This is a genomic window from Pseudonocardia abyssalis (assembly GCF_019263705.2).
Classification (GTDB): domain Bacteria; phylum Actinomycetota; class Actinomycetes; order Mycobacteriales; family Pseudonocardiaceae; genus Pseudonocardia; species Pseudonocardia abyssalis.
The window spans coordinates 5498475-5512379 of the sequence record NZ_JADQDK010000001.1; the positions used below are offsets into that span (position 1 = coordinate 5498475).

The window sequence follows — 13905 nt, forward strand, 5'->3', positions numbered from 1 at the left end:
TCCAGGTGCCGAGCGGCAGGGTCAAGTGGTACGACGCCGACAAGGGCTTCGGCTTCCTCGCGCAGGACGGCGGCGAGGACGTCTACGTCCGCAAGGCCGCGCTGCCCGCCGGGGTGGAGTCGCTCAAGCCGGGGCAGCGCGTCGAGTTCGGGATGGCGGAGGGCCGGCGCGGCCCGCAGGCGCTGCAGGTGAAGCTGGTGGATGCGCCGCCGTCGGTCGTGGAGGCCGCGCGCCGCCCCGCCGAGGACCTGCACAGCCTGATCGAGGACATGATCCGGTTGCTGGACACGAAGGTGCAGCCCGACCTGCGCCGCGGCCGCTACCCGGAGCGCAAGATCGCGAAGCTCGCGGCCGAGGTCGTCCGGGCCGTGGCGCGCGACCTCGACGGCTGATCCTCAGCCCGCGACCGTCAGCACCCAGCTCGACCGGATCGGGAACACGATCTCGCCGGTCGCCTCGTCGATCTCCGGGGGCGGCCCGTACTGCTGCACCTGCGCGGTGAGCAGGCGGGCGTCCGCGGGGAGCTCGAGGGAGTAGCTCTCCCGGGCCTGCGGCGCGAACACCGTCGTGCGCTCGTCGAGCTGCTCGCCCGCGCCGTCGCGGTAGGTGAACACGATCTGCCACGGGGTGTCGGACACGGCCGTCGGCACCGTGACGAGCACCGGCGTGCCCGGCGGCACCGGCAGCGTGACGGGGGCGTTCGCGTCGTTGGTACAGGTCACGAAGTCGTCCTGGCAGTACTGGGTGGGTGCGGCGACGGCCGACTGTGCCCCGGCGGCGAAGGTCACCTCGGGCGGGGCGTCCGTCCCGCACGCGGCCAGCAGCGGGACGGCGAGGGCCAGGGCGAGTACGCGGCGCACGCCGTCACCCTACGTACGGGTGCGGGCGGGCTCCGAGCGCGGCGCCAGGAACGGCAGGATGCTGTGTCCGCGGGCGATCAGGGCCGTCTGCACGCCGCCGATCGCGACCATCGCCGAGGCGACGACGAACCCGAGCCCGTAGGTGTCGTGCGGCAGCAGCACACCGAGCGCGCCGCCGAAGACCCACGCGAGCTGCAGGACCGTCTCCGACCGGCCGAACGCCGACGCCCGCGACTCCTCGGGCAGGTCGCGCTGGATCACCGCGTCGAGGCAGACCTTGGCCAGCGCGCTGCAGGTGGACGCCACCAGCGCGACGATCGCGGCCGTCGCGATGCCGGGCAGGACGGCGGCCACGACCGCCGACGCCACGGCCACCGCGATGCAGCCGACGACCACCGTGTCGATCTTGTCGAACCGCTGTCGCGACCCGGCCGCGTTGCCGCTGAACGACCCGATCCCGGCCGCCGCGCCGACGATCCCGATGAGGAACAGCTGCTGTGTCGGGTCGTCACCGGCCTGCGCCCGCACGGTGAACGCGACGAACAGCGTGAGGAAGCCCGTCAGGAACCGCATCGACCCGTTGCCCCACAGCGCGACCACGACCCCGCGGCTGACGGGCTGCCGCCTCCCGCGCTGCGTGCTGCGCAGGGCCGCGGGCACCTCGCCCGCCGTCGACTCCACCCAGCGCGGGATCCGCAGGCAGAGCAGCGTGCCGGCGACGGCGAGCGCAGCGGTGAAGAACAGCGCCCCCGGGGAGCCGGCCAGCGCCGCGATGCCGGCCGCGATACCGCCGAACACCCCGCCCGCGACCAGCCCGAACGTGGTGAGGCGCGAGTTCGTCGTCGCCAGGGTGATCCTGGTGGGGAGCACGCGGGGCGTGACCGCGGACTTGAGCACGTGGTAGGTCTTGCTCAGCACCATGACGCCGAGCGCGGCCGGGTAGAGGCCCCAGTTGTCGTAGTTGAGGGCCATGACGACGGCGAGGACCGCGCGCCCGCCGAAGGAGACCGCGAGCGCGGCGCGGCGGCCGCGTTGCAGGCGGTCGAGCAGCGGGCCGATCACCGGCGCGACCACCGCGAACGGGGCCACGGTGATGGCGAGGTAGAGCGCGACGTTGGTGACGCTCTCGGCCTTCGCTGCGGCGAAGAACAGGGTGTTGGCCAGCGCGACCGCCACCGCGGCGTCGACGGCGTAGGTCATCATCGTGGCGTAGGTGAGCGCGGTGAGGCCGGAGCGGTCGGCCCCGTCGGCGCTGGCGGCGCGCTGGAACGCCCGGATGCCGTTGCCGGTGATCTGGCGGCTGCGCATCGCCGCGACCCGGGTGACGGTGAGCTTGCGCGGCATCTCGACCGCGGCCGGAGGCTCGGGCTCGGGCGCCGCCTCCGCGACCGGCGGCGGTCCGGCCTCGGTCCAGAGCACCTTGCCGCGGGCGTCGGGCGGACCGGGGGTCCAGGACTGCGGCGGGACGGGCGGAGCCCCAGGGGTCCACGACGGCGCGGGCGGCGGGGTGCGGCGGTGGGCGGCCGGGTCGTAGCCGGGGTCGTCGTGCCAGGGGTAGCGGCGGCGGGGGACGTACCGGTCGTCGTGGGACGCCGTCGAGGGCTGCTCGGTCGTGGGGTGCCCGGCGGTCGGGTGCTGGCCGGCCGGTCGGGGGGCGGCCGGGAACGGGGCCGTCGGCGGGTGCGCGGTGGGCTGCGGCGACGGGAACTGCGCGGTCGGCCGCGGGCCGCCGGCCGGGCGGGGTGCGGGCTTCCGGGACGCGTTGCGGCCGCGGAGGAAGGAGAAACCGGAGCGCGCCACGTCCCCATTCTGACGCATCCGTACACCCCGGGGAGGGCGTCGCCCGCGTGGCGTGCCCGGGGGTCGGGCGGCGGCGGCGAACTCGCGGGTCAGGGGGTGGGGACCAGGCGGACGCGGAAGGTCGACGGCCAGAGCTTGCCCGTCAGCAGCAGCTCCCCGCCCCCCGCGTCGGCGATGCCGTTGAGGACGTCGGCGTCCGCGCGACGGGCGGGGTCGAGCAGGCCGCTCGCGTCCACCTCCGCCGTCACCCGCCCGTCCGACGGGTCGATCCGCACGATCCGGTCGGTCCGCCAGATGTTCGCGTACACCTGCCCGTCGACGCACTCGAGCTCGTTGAGCCGCGTCACCGGCACCCCGCCCTCGGTGACGGTCACGGAGCCGGTCTCGGCGAACGTCGCCGGGTCGTGGAAGCGCAGCAGGGCGGTTCCGTCGGAGCGGACGAGGCGCCCGCCGTCGTGGCACAGCCCCCAGCCCTCGCCGGTCAGCGGTACGGACCGCAGCATCGTCAGCGACGCCCGGTCCCACTCGTAGGCGACGCCGTCGCGCCAGGTGAGCTGCCAGATCCGGTCGCCGACGACGGTGATCCCCTCGCCGAACACCCCGTCCGGTAGCGGGACCGCCCGGCGCACGTCCCCGGTGGCGGGGTCCAGCTCGCGCAGCTGCGAGCCCCCGACCAGCCCCGTCCCCTCGTACACCACGCCGTCGGCGATCTCGAACCCCTGTGTGAACGCCGACGGGTCGTGCGGGATCTCGGCGAGGACCTCGGGCCGCAGCACCGGCACCGCGTCGGCGGGGACGGCCGCCGCGCAGCCCGCCATCGCCAGCACGGTGGCGAACACGAGCGCGCGCCCGGACGTCATGGTCGGCAGGGTGGCACAATCACCGCGGTGAGCGCCGAATCCACCCCTCCCGCCCGGCTCGTTCACGCCGTCGAGCTGGCCAGGGCCGCCGCCGTCGAGGACGCCACCACCGATCTGGGGCGCGCGAGCGCCGAGTCGGCCGTCGGCGAGCACCTCGAGGCCGTGGTCGAGGACCCGGGCACGCTCACCCACTTCTTCGCCGCCCGCCACGGCGGGTACCGGGGCTGGCGCTGGTCGGTCACCGTCGCGGCCCCCGAGGGCGAGGACGACGGCCCGATCACCGTGTGCGAGGTCGTGCTGCTGCCCGGCACCGACGCGGTCACCGCGCCCGCCTGGGTGCCGTGGCAGGAGCGGGTCCGTCCCGGCGACCTGGGTGTCGGTGACCTCCTCCCCGCAGCCGACGACGACGAGCGCCTCGTGCCCGGTTACGTCGCGGTCGACGACGCCGACCTCGACGTGCAGATCGCGGTCGAGGTCGGGCTGGGTCGCACCAAGGTGCTCTCCCGCGCCGGTCGCGACTCGGCGGCCGAGCGCTGGTTCGAGGGCCCGCACGGCCCGGGTACCGACATGGCCAAGGCGGCCCCCGGATCGTGCGGGACCTGCGGGTTCTTCCTGTCCCTCGCCGGCTCGATGCGGGGCGCGTTCGGCGTGTGCGGCAACGAGTACGCCCCCGCCGACGGCGCGGTCGTGGCCGTCGGGTTCGGCTGCGGCGCGCACTCCGACGTGGTGGTCGAGGCCGGCTCGCCCGTCATGGTCGCCGAGCTGGTCTACGACGACGGCGTCGACCTGGAGCCGGTCGCCACCTCGTGAACGACCCGTTCGGCACCGCATCGCTGCGGGCCGCGGTCCTCGACGCCTGGGCGTCCTCACCGACGCGCTTCCGCGAGGACGCCAACGCCGAGGAGGACCTCTGCCTCGGTGGCTACGCCGACGCGTGGTTCGTCGAGCTCGCCCAGAACGCCGCCGACGCCGCGCGCGCCGCGGGGGTGCCGGGCCGGATCGTGGTGGCCCTGGTCGACGGCGAACTGCGCGTCGCCAACACCGGCACCCCGCTGGACGCCGCCGGGGTCGCCGCTCTCGCGTCGCTGCGGGCCTCGGCCAAGCGCGACACCGACTCCGTCGGCCGGTTCGGGGTCGGGTTCGCCGCGGTCCTCGCCGTCACCGACGCGCCCCGCGTCCTCTCGAGGACAGGCGGGATCGCGTTCTCCGCCGCCCGCACCATCGACGCCGTCGCGGACCTGCCCGCCGTCGTCGCCGAGCTGGCCCGCCGCGACGAGCCGCCGGTGCTGCGCCTGGCCTGGCCGGTGGACGGGGAACCCGGTCTCGACACCGAGGTCCGGATGCCGCTGCGTCCCGGCGTCGACGGGGGTGCGCTGCTCGCGTCGGCCGCCGCCGAGGCCGCGGACCTGCTGCTCGCCCTGCCCGACCTGGTCGAGATCACCGTCGGCGGCACCGTCGTGACCCGCGCCGACGACGGCGACGTGGCGACGATCGCCACCCGCGTCGACGCCGGGTCCCGCGACGACCGGTGGCGCCTGGCCGGGCGAACCGGGCGGTTGGAGCGGGACGCGGACGGGGCCGTCGAGCAGCGCGGACGCCGGGACTGGTCGGCCACCTGGGCCCTCCCGCTCGACCGTGCGCTGATCGACGACGAGGTCCTGTACGCCCCGACCGCCACCGGCGAGCGCCTCGGGCTGCCCGCGCGGCTCGTCGCGACCGTCCCGATGGAGCCCGACCGCCGCCGCGCCCGCACCGGCCCCGGAACCGACGCGGTGCTCGCCGGGGCCGTCGACGCCTATCTCGACCTCGTCCGCGCGACCCCGCCCGCCGAGCGGGCCGCGCTCGTCCCGGAGCCCGGTTTCCCGCGCTCCCCGCTCGACGGCCGGCTGCGCGAGGGGATCGTCGAGGCGCTGCGCCGCACCGCGTGGCTCCCCGGAGCCGACGGCTCGGACCTGGTCCCGGCGCGGGCGCGGTGGCTCGACCTCCCCGACCCGGGCGATCTCCTCGCCCTCCTCGGGTTCGCCGACCTGACCGCCGCCCCGCCGCCCGTCGCACTCGACGTCGAGCGTCTGTCCGCGGCCGGTCTCGTCGAGCGGCTCACCGGCGTCGACCGCCCGCCGACCTGGTGGAAGTCCCTCTACGCCGCACTCGCGCCGCTGGTCGGCGTCGTCCCCGGGCTCTCCGAGGACCTGCGCGCGCTCCCCGTCCCGCTCGCCGACGGCCGCGTCGCGCTCGGTCCGCCGACGGTGCTGCTCCCGTCGGGCGTCGCGTTCGGGGTGTCGCTGCCCGGCCTGCACCTAGCCCACCCCGACGCCGTGCACCCGCTGCTCGCGCGCCTCGGCGCCACCACGGCCGACGCCCGCACGCTGCTGGAGCACCCCGCGCTGCTCGCCGCCGTCGAGAGCTCCCTGGACGACGCCGACGCCGGGCTCGACGTCCGCCCGCTCGCCGAGGCGGTGCTCGCGCTCGTGGCGCAGGTGGGCACCGTCGACGGCTGCGGTGCGCTCGCCCTGCCCGCCGACGACGGCCTCCCGGCCCGCGCCGACGAGCTGATGCTCCCCGACGCCGCGCTCGCCCCGCTGCTCGGCGACGACCCGCCGCTGGGCGTCGTCGACGCGCCGTGGGCCGACCGCGCCGCGCTCGTCGCCGTCGGCGTGCTGGACGGGTTCGCGCTCGTCGTCGACGAGGAGCCGACCGGCCCCGACCACGACCTCGATGACGAGGAGCGCTGGTGGGACTCGCTGCCCGAGCCCCCGCGGCGGCTGGTGGCGGTGCGCGACCTCGACCTCGTCGACGACGACGCCTGGTCCGCCGCGCTCGCCCTGCTCGGCGCCGGCCGCGAGACCCGTGAAGCTCTGAGCGGCGGTTACACCGCCTGGTGGCTGGCCCGACATGCCCGACTCGACGGTCGCCGCCCCGATCACTGGCGGCTCCCGTCGGCGCACGGGATCGCGGCTCTCTACGACCAGGTCCCGGAACCGGCGACCCGGGGGCGGGGGAACAGCGACTCACGGGAGGGTGGGGACTCGCCGGCGGAGGGTGTGTGGCTCGCCGCCGGTGTCCGCGCCGATCTGGTCGTCGCCGACGCCCGTGGGGCCACCGACCTGCTCGACCGCCTCGCCGACCCCGATCGGCACCCGGACGTCGCGCTGGTCGCCGACGCGCACATCGCGCTGACCGACGCCGTCGCCGCCGGGCGTGTCGACCCGGCCGATCTCGACGCGCCGGAGAACGTCCGCGCGCTCGACGGCTCGGTCGTGTCCGTCGACGTCGCCGTGGTGCTCGACGCCCCGTGGCCCGCCTCCGTCCTCCCGGCCGGGGAACTGGTGGCCGGGGGCGACCCCGCACTGCTCGCCGACCTGCTCGACCTCCCGCTCGCCACCGACATCGTGGCCGGAGTCGTCGAGGGGGCGGGGAAGGCCGTCGACTGGGCCGACGTCGCCGAGGTCGTGGTGGCGTGCCACACGCTCGGCGTCGCCGTCCCCGGTGGATCGGTGATCCTCCACGACGAGCTGTGGGTGCGGGTCACCCGGCCCGTCACCGGCCGTTTCCGGGTTCCGGCCTGGCCCGACGGGGTGGGCGGCTGGCACGCCGATGACCCCCTCCGGGCCCTACTCGCACTACTTGCGGAGTGAACGACACGTGCTAGACAGAAGCGTGACCCTCCAGCGCCGGCCCCGCCGCGTCAGCGTGCTGTCCGTGCACACCTCGCCGCTGGAGCAGCCGGGCACGGGCGACGCGGGGGGCATGAACGTCTACATCGTCGAGACCGCCCGCCGGATGGCGGAGCGCGGCGTCGAGGTGGAGATCTTCACCCGGGCCACGTCCTCGGAGCACCCACCGGTCGTGGAGCTGGCCCCCGGGGTGCTGGTGCGCCACATCGCGGCCGGGCCGTTCGAGGGGTTGGGGAAGAACGACCTGCCCAGCCAGCTGTGCGCGTTCACCGCGGGCGTGCTGCGCACCGAGGCCCGCCACGACCCCGGTTACTACGACGTCGTGCACTCGCACTACTGGCTCTCCGGGCAGGTCGGCTGGCTGGCCCGCGACCGCTGGGGCGTGCCGCTCGTGCACAGCGCCCACACGCTCGCGCGCGTCAAGAACGCCGCGCTCGCCGAGGGCGACCCGCCCGAGCCGATGGTGCGCGTCATCGGCGAGGACCAGGTCGTCGCCGAGGCCGACCGCCTGATCGGCAACACCGACTCCGAGGCCCGCGAGCTGATCGAGCTGTACGGGGCCGACCCGCGCCGCGTCGTCACGATCCCGCCCGGCGTCGACCTCGACCGGTTCGTCCCGGGCGACCGCGCCGCCTCCCGCCATGCTCTCGGCCTCGCCCCCGACGCCGTCGTGCTCGCGTTCGTCGGCCGGATCCAGCCGCTGAAGGCCCCCGACGTCCTGCTCCGCGCCGCCGCCGAGATGCTCCGGCGCGATCCGGCGCTGCGCGCGCGGCTCGTCGTCCTCGTCGCGGGCGGGCCGTCGGGCAGCGGGCTGGCCGCGCCGACCTCGCTGCAGGCACTCGCCGCGTCCCTGGGCATCACCGACGTCGTGCGCTTCCTGCCGCCGCAGCGCGGGCACGGGCTCGTCGACGTCTACCGCGCCGCCGACCTCGTCGCCGTGCCCAGTCACAACGAGTCGTTCGGCCTCGTCGCGCTGGAGGCGCAGGCGTGCGGCACGCCCGTCGTCGCGGCGCGGGTCGGCGGCCTGCCGGTGGCCGTCGCGGAGGGGCGGTCCGGGCTGCTGGTGCCCGGGCACGGCTCCGGCCAGTGGGCCGACGCGCTGCGGGCGGGCCTGGCCCGGCGCGACGACCTCGGCGCGGGCGCGGTCGTCCACGCCCGGCGGTTCTCCTGGGACCGCACCACGGAGTCGCTGCTGGAGACCTACGCGGGCGCGGCCGCGGAGTTCGGCGAGCGCCAGGGAGTGCCCGCGGGGATGATCGCCCTGTGAGTGCCAGCCCCGCCGACCTCATCGCCGCCGCCCTCGCCGAGCTGGAGGTCGACCACCACCAGCGCGAGCCCGGGCAGTTCCTCGTCACGCTGCCCGGCACCGCCCGGCTGCAGACGCACTGCTGGCTCGTCGTCCGCGACCACGCCGTCTTCGTGCAGGCGTTCGTGTGCCGCCGCCCCGACGAGGAGTTCGAGGCGGTCTACCGGTTCCTGCTGCAGCGCAACGCCCGTCTCTACGGCGTGCACTACACGATCGACCGCATCGGCGACATCCACCTCACCGGCCGCATCGCGCTGCACGCCGTCACGACCGACGAGGTCGACCGGGTGCTCGGCCAGGTGCTGGAGGCCGCCGACGGCGACTTCAACACCCTCCTCGAGCTCGGCTTCGCGAGCTCGATCCGCCGCGAGCACGCCTGGCGCTCCGAGCGCGGCGAGTCCACGGCCAACCTGAAGGCGTTCGAGCACCTCTTCACCTGATCGTGACCTGGTCCGGCCAACCGGTCGCGGCGCCGGCCCCGTCCCTGCGGTGGGAGTCCCGGAACGGATCCGGGTGCCGAGGAGGCGATCAGGGTGGCTCGACGGGTGTCGCGCAGGGTGGTGGTCGCGGTGGCGACCGCGCTGCTGGTGCTGGCCGGTCTCGCGGTGGTGCTCGTCGACGGGGGCGGCGGAGGGTCGGCGTCGGGGGACTCGGCGTCGGTGTCCTCGGCCCCGTCGATCGGGTTCGCCGAGCCGGCCCCCGAGCGGTCCGGCGGGCTGGCGGACGAGTCGGCGGCGGCACCGTCGGTCGCGCCGGCGGCGCCGGGGGTGCCCGTCGGTGCGGTGGAACGCTCGCTCGTACGGACCGCGGAGGTCACCGTCGAGGTGGCGGACGCCGTCGCCGGGGTGCGGGACGTGCGGGCGGCGGCCGTCGCGGCGGGCGGGTTCGTCGCGGAGGAGCGCTCCGGTGACCACGGAGGCTCCGTCGTGCTGCGGGTGCCCGCCGACGCTCTGGACCGCGTGCTCGACGCCGTCGGGGCGGTCGGCGAGGTCACCGACCGGTCCTCGTCGGTCGTCGACGCGACGGAGCAGGTCGTCGACCTCGACGCGCGGGTCGCGAGCCAGCAGGCGAGCGTCGCGCGCGTCCGGGCGCTGCTCGCCGAGGCCACGACGATCGGCGAGGTCGTCGCGATCGAGTCGGAGCTGACGTCCCGCGAGGCCGAGCTGGACTCGCTGACCGGGCGGCTCGCCGCGGTGCGCGACCAGGTCGCGTTCTCCACCCTGACCGTCGACCTGCGCGTCCCCCACGTCGGTGCCGACGACGAGCCGCCGTCGGCCGCCGGGTTCGGGCCGGGCCTGGCGGCGGGCTGGGAGGGGCTGCTGGCGCTGGGCACCGGCGTCGGGACGGTGCTCGGGTTTCTCCTGCCGTTCGTCCCGGTCGTCGCACTGCCGGCGGGGCTCGCGTGGCTGCTGGTGCGACGGCGCCGACGCTCCACCCCGGCGACGTAACGCCTGGTCCACACGCTGCGACAGGACGGTCATCGCACAACGACGACGGGGGTCCCGTGACCGACATGTACCAGCAGCAGTCCGGCATACCGCCGCAGCGCAGGCCCCGGGATCCCTACGGGCACCCGTCGCAGCCGTTCACCCGGGCCGCCCCGCCCGTGCAGACCCGCACCAAGACGATCATCATCCCGCCGCGCGACGGCACCGCGATGACGGCACTGCGGGGCACCGCCTACGTCCTCACGTCGTTGGCCAGCCTGCTGTTCATCGCCGTGGTGATCTACGGGTACGTGCAGCTCGGCCGCGCCCAGGCCGCGCTGGAGCAGTTGGGCGGCGGGTTCCCGTCGATCGAGGCGCCCGCGACCCCCGGCGCGGTGCTGCCGCCCGGCTGAGCGGGGGCGCGGAGTGGTCCGGGTCATGAGGGGGAGTCAGGAACTCGGCCCACCCCGCGCCGTGCCGCCGCGGCCGTGCGGTCGGGGGCTCCGCACGCCCGGAGGCGTCGGGTGGCGCGGGGGCACCACCCGGACGGCCGGGGCGGGTGGGTGGCCCGCCCGGCCGATCGCGCCACGATGACAGTGAGTGACGGCCGCGACAACCCCTTCGGGTTACCCCGTTCGGGTGTTCTGTCCGAGACCTAGAGTGGGGTGCCCGCCGGAGCAGGTCCGCCCGGGTGTGCCCGAGGGAGTGCAGCAATGCCCGTTCGCAGCCCGTACCCGGACGTCGAGATCCCGGAGATCTCCCTGTTCGACTTCCTGTTCACCGATTTCGGTGGCCGCGACGCCGAGCCCGCCCTGATCGACGGCGGCTCGGGTGCGTCGATCTCCTTCGCCGAGCTCCGCGGGATGTCGGAGCGGATCGCGGCGGCGCTGGCCGAGCGGGGCATCACCAAGGGTGACGTCGTCGGCATCTTCTCCCCGAACACGCCGTACTACGCGGCGGTGTTCCACGGCATCCTGCGCGCCAACGCGATCGTCACCAGCGCCAACTCGCTCTACAGCCCCGGCGAGCTCGCCCACCAGCTCAAGGACTCCGGCGCGAAGCTGCTGTTCACCGCATCGCCGTTCCTCGAGCGCGCGGCCGCGGCCGTCGAGCAGGCGGGCCTGCCGGCCGACTCGATCATCGTGCTGGACGGCGCGGAGGGCTACCCCTCGCTGCGCGACCTGCTCGGCAGCACCGCCGACGTGCCCGCCGCCGACGTCGTGGCCACCGACACCGCGGTGCTCCCGTACTCCTCCGGCACCACGGGCCTGGCCAAGGGCGTCATCCTGACGCACCGCAACCTGGTGGCGAACCTGCTGCAGATCCAGCAGATGGGCACCGTCACCGGCGAGACGAAGATCCTCGCGGTCCTGCCGTTCTTCCACATCTACGGCATGACCGTGATGATGAACCAGGGCCTGCATGCGAACGCCACGGTGATCACGATGCCGAAGTTCGACCTGCCGGAGTTCCTGCGGATCATCTCCGAGTACCAGATCCAGCGCGTCTACATCGCGCCGCCGGTGGCCGTCGCGCTGGCCAAGCACCCGATCGTCGACCAGTACGACCTGTCCTGCATCGACATCATCTTCTCCGGCGCCGCCCCGCTCGACGCCGAGCTCGGGCACGCGATGGGCAAGCGGCTGGGCTGCACCGTCCTGCAGGGCTACGGGATGACGGAGCTCTCGCCCGTCAGTCACTGCATGCCCGACGACCGCGCCGATCTCGACCTGAACTCCTCGGGCTTCGCGCTGCCCAACATCGAGTGCAAGCTCGTCGACCCGGAGACCGGCGAGGAGGTCGGCCCCGGCGGCCGCGGCGAGCTGTGGGTCAAGGGTCCCAACGTGATGGTCGGCTACCTCAACAACCCCGAGGCCACCGCCGCCACGCTCGACGACGAGGGCTACCTGCACACCGGCGACGTCGCGGAGGTCACCGAGGAGGGCGTCTTCTCGATCGTCGACCGCGTCAAGGAGCTGATCAAGTACAAGGGCTACCAGGTGCCGCCCGCCGAGCTGGAGGCCCTGCTGCTGACGAACGCGAAGATCGCCGACGCCGCCGTCATCGGGGTGAAGGACGCCGAGGGCGAGGAGGTGCCGAAGGCGTTCATCGTGACGCAGCAGGGCGCCGAGATCACCGCCGACGAGGTCATGGCCTTCGTCGCGGAGCGCATCGCCCCGCACAAGAAGGTGCGCGTGGTCGAGTTCATCGACGAGATCCCGAAGTCGGCCAGCGGCAAGATCCTGCGCAAGGACCTCCGCGCTCGGGAAGCCGCCAACGCCTGAGACGGCGGACCAGCCGGAACGAGGCCCTGACCAGCACGAACGCCCGACCGCTCCCGCTCCCCCTCGGTGAGGGAACGGCGTAGTGCCGGGTGATCCGGGGTTGTCCACGGGACCGGTACGGAACGCGGAGAGGCCCCGGCGTCCACAGTGGAACTGTCACCGTGGACCGCCGGGGCCTCTGCCGTTCCCGCCCTCATCCGTCGAGCAGCGTCGTGATGCGGTCGTTGTAGGCCGAACGCCGCCCGTCCAGACACGTCGCGTAGACCGTCGACAGCACCCTGACGGAGTTCTCCGCGCGCTCGGCCACCTCGGTGGGCGGACCCCCGCGGCCCACCAGCTCGACAGAGCGGCGTGGCGGAGGTACGGACGTCGGGCGAGCGGGGACGCCTCCTGCGCGGGGCTGAGCCGATCGCCCGGGCCTGCTCCCACACCCGGGAGTAGACCGAGCCCGGCGCGTTCTCGCCCGACTCGATGCCGGAGAACGGCCGACCGTCCCGCGTCGTCCGGAACTCCGCCAGGTGCGCGCGCGGGATCTCGACGAGTGCGGGCGGGATCGGCACCGGTCGTACCTCGTCCCCCGCACGGCGCTTCAACGGACGCTCGTGGTGCCGCTTCCCCCGCGGTGCGTAGTAGCCGGCGCTGACCTCCGAGCGCGAACCCGTGAGCACCAGCTCACCAACCCGAGGCGGGCAACGCGCAGTCCGCCTCCCGCGGCAACTGGACCTCTCCGGGTCGCAGACCGGCGTAGTGGATGCGGGCGGAGAACGCGTGCAGCCGCCGACCACGGTCCTGGTCCTGACGCCGCCGGCCCCCGACGTAGGTCACCGCTGCGAGCAGTTGCCGCGCCTGCGCCGGGTTGACCACGACGCGCGGGTCCACGACCTGCGGCCCGCGTCACCGATGAGTTCGTGCCCCACTCCGTGTCAGTACCGGCATGAGCGATGCGGATGCGGGCCCGGGCAAGGTCGTGGTGAACAGGGCGATGTCGTTGGACGGCTTCATCGCCGGCCCCGACGACGTGATGGACTGGATGTTCGAGCACTTCGGGAACGACCTGTTCCCCGAGGTCGTGCAGGCCACCGGCGCCATGCTCGTCGGCCGGCGCACCCACGAGGTCGCCAAGCGGATGTCCCCTCCCGAGGGCGCCGAGTACGACGGGGGACCGGTGTTCGTCCTGACGCACCGGCCGCCGGACGAGCCGGAGCCCGGCGTCACGTTCCTCACCTGCGATCTCGCGGAGGCCGTCGCCACGGCGCGGGCCTCCGCGGGCGGGAAGGACCTGGAGATCCTCGGTGCCGACGTGGCCGGTCAGTGCCTGCAGCGGGGACTCGTCGACGAGATCCTGGTCTACGTCCTGCCGGTGCTGCTCGGTGACGGCGTGCGGTTCTCGGCCCCGGGCCTCGGCAGGATCGACCTGGAACCGTTCGGCACCACGCAGTCGGGTTCCGTGACGATGCTCCGCTTCCGCGTGCGGACGTAGGCCGCGCCGCACCTCGGCGTACGCGAGGCGGCCCGTGCCCAGGTCGGTCGGACCTCCTCCCGGCGGTCGTCAGGCCGACCGGCGGCAGCACCAGGCCGTGCCCGTGACCGCGCCGACACCGGGCCGCCGGGCATCCGTCGCCCGATCCCGGCCCGGAGCCCGAGGTGCGGGGCGTCCGTCGTGGTGCGGCCGGAGTCGATCGCGCTGGTCGCG

At 74.9% G+C, this 13905-nt stretch carries 14 protein-coding genes; 9 read left to right on the forward strand and 5 right to left on the reverse strand.

All coding sequences use genetic code 11. The annotated features are described in order from the left end of the window. Positions 1–5: 5 nt before the first annotated feature. Positions 6–392 (forward strand): cold-shock protein, encoded by a 387-nt coding sequence (locus tag I4I81_RS27020; RefSeq protein ID WP_218604864.1) that lies wholly within the window; start codon positions 6–8, stop codon positions 390–392. A 3-nt stretch (positions 393–395) separates the two neighbouring features. Here the strand turns inward: I4I81_RS27020 and I4I81_RS27025 are convergent, their stop codons facing one another. The 3 genes from I4I81_RS27025 to I4I81_RS27035 all read right to left on the reverse strand — a co-directional run bounded on the left by I4I81_RS27025 (position 396) and on the right by I4I81_RS27035 (position 3520). Further along, the gene (locus tag I4I81_RS27025; RefSeq protein WP_218604862.1) at positions 396–860 is read right to left on the reverse strand and encodes a DUF2771 family protein; all 465 of its coding nucleotides are present in this window, start codon (positions 858–860) and stop codon (positions 396–398) included. Between the two features lie 9 nt (positions 861–869). Then, positions 870–2678 carry an MFS transporter gene (locus tag I4I81_RS27030; RefSeq protein ID WP_218616423.1) on the reverse strand — a complete coding sequence of 603 codons (1809 nt, stop codon included), beginning with the start codon at positions 2676–2678 and terminating at the stop codon, positions 870–872. A 71-nt stretch (positions 2679–2749) separates the two neighbouring features. Continuing rightward, a complete protein-coding gene (locus I4I81_RS27035; protein ID WP_218616424.1) occupies positions 2750–3520 on the reverse strand; it encodes a glutaminyl-peptide cyclotransferase in 771 nt (256 codons plus the stop codon). A gap of 27 nt (positions 3521–3547) precedes the next feature. Here I4I81_RS27035 and I4I81_RS27040 point away from each other — a divergent pair, with 27 nt between their 5' ends. The 7 genes from I4I81_RS27040 (at position 3548) to I4I81_RS27070 (ending at position 12212) form a co-directional block, all read left to right on the forward strand. Further along, complete coding sequence (locus tag I4I81_RS27040; protein ID WP_226363597.1) at positions 3548–4330, forward strand: DUF3027 domain-containing protein; 783 nt, start codon at positions 3548–3550, stop codon at positions 4328–4330. Beyond that, positions 4327–7155 (forward strand): sacsin N-terminal ATP-binding-like domain-containing protein, encoded by a 2829-nt coding sequence (locus tag I4I81_RS27045; RefSeq protein ID WP_218616425.1) that lies wholly within the window; start codon positions 4327–4329, stop codon positions 7153–7155. Before I4I81_RS27040 ends, I4I81_RS27045 begins: the two co-directional genes overlap by 4 nt. A 22-nt stretch (positions 7156–7177) precedes the next feature. Next, a complete protein-coding gene (gene mshA / locus I4I81_RS27050) occupies positions 7178–8461 on the forward strand; it encodes a D-inositol-3-phosphate glycosyltransferase (RefSeq protein ID WP_226363598.1) in 1284 nt (427 codons plus the stop codon). Between the two features lie 20 nt (positions 8462–8481). Continuing rightward, positions 8482–8940 (forward strand): type III secretion system chaperone family protein, encoded by a 459-nt coding sequence (locus I4I81_RS27055; RefSeq protein WP_372453709.1) that lies wholly within the window; start codon positions 8482–8484, stop codon positions 8938–8940. 105 nt (positions 8941–9045) lie between these two features. Further along, positions 9046–9948, forward strand: a complete 903-nt coding sequence (locus I4I81_RS27060; protein ID WP_218605959.1) for a DUF4349 domain-containing protein — start codon at positions 9046–9048, stop codon at positions 9946–9948. A 56-nt stretch (positions 9949–10004) separates the two neighbouring features. Next, on the forward strand, positions 10005–10340 hold the full coding sequence (locus I4I81_RS27065; protein ID WP_218616426.1) for a hypothetical protein: 336 nt from the start codon (positions 10005–10007) through the stop codon (positions 10338–10340). 300 nt (positions 10341–10640) lie between these two features. Further along, positions 10641–12212 (forward strand): AMP-binding protein, encoded by a 1572-nt coding sequence (locus I4I81_RS27070; protein ID WP_218605127.1) that lies wholly within the window; start codon positions 10641–10643, stop codon positions 12210–12212. 193 nt (positions 12213–12405) lie between these two features. Here the strand turns inward: I4I81_RS27070 and I4I81_RS27075 are convergent, their stop codons facing one another. Beyond that, the gene (locus tag I4I81_RS27075; protein ID WP_218605128.1) at positions 12406–12546 is read right to left on the reverse strand and encodes a hypothetical protein; all 141 of its coding nucleotides are present in this window, start codon (positions 12544–12546) and stop codon (positions 12406–12408) included. A 338-nt stretch (positions 12547–12884) separates the two neighbouring features. Next, entirely contained in the window at positions 12885–13091 is a 207-nt protein-coding gene (locus I4I81_RS27080) for a hypothetical protein (RefSeq protein WP_218605129.1), read from the reverse strand. Positions 13092–13146: 55 nt separating this feature from the next. Between I4I81_RS27080 and I4I81_RS27085 the strand changes: the two genes are divergently transcribed. Next, complete coding sequence (locus I4I81_RS27085) at positions 13147–13692, forward strand: dihydrofolate reductase family protein (protein WP_218605131.1); 546 nt, start codon at positions 13147–13149, stop codon at positions 13690–13692. Positions 13693–13905 lie beyond the last annotated feature (213 nt).

Coding starts and splice junctions, on each gene's coding strand:
- I4I81_RS27030 (WP_218616423.1), bottom strand. CDS start 2,678: ATGCGTCAGAATGGGGACGTGGCGCGCTCCGGTTTCTCCTTCCTCCGC.
- I4I81_RS27035 (WP_218616424.1), bottom strand. CDS start 3,520: ATGACGTCCGGGCGCGCGCTCGTGTTCGCCACCGTGCTGGCGATGGCG.
- I4I81_RS27070 (WP_218605127.1), top strand. CDS start 10,641: ATGCCCGTTCGCAGCCCGTACCCGGACGTCGAGATCCCGGAGATCTCC.
- I4I81_RS27085 (WP_218605131.1), top strand. CDS start 13,147: ATGAGCGATGCGGATGCGGGCCCGGGCAAGGTCGTGGTGAACAGGGCG.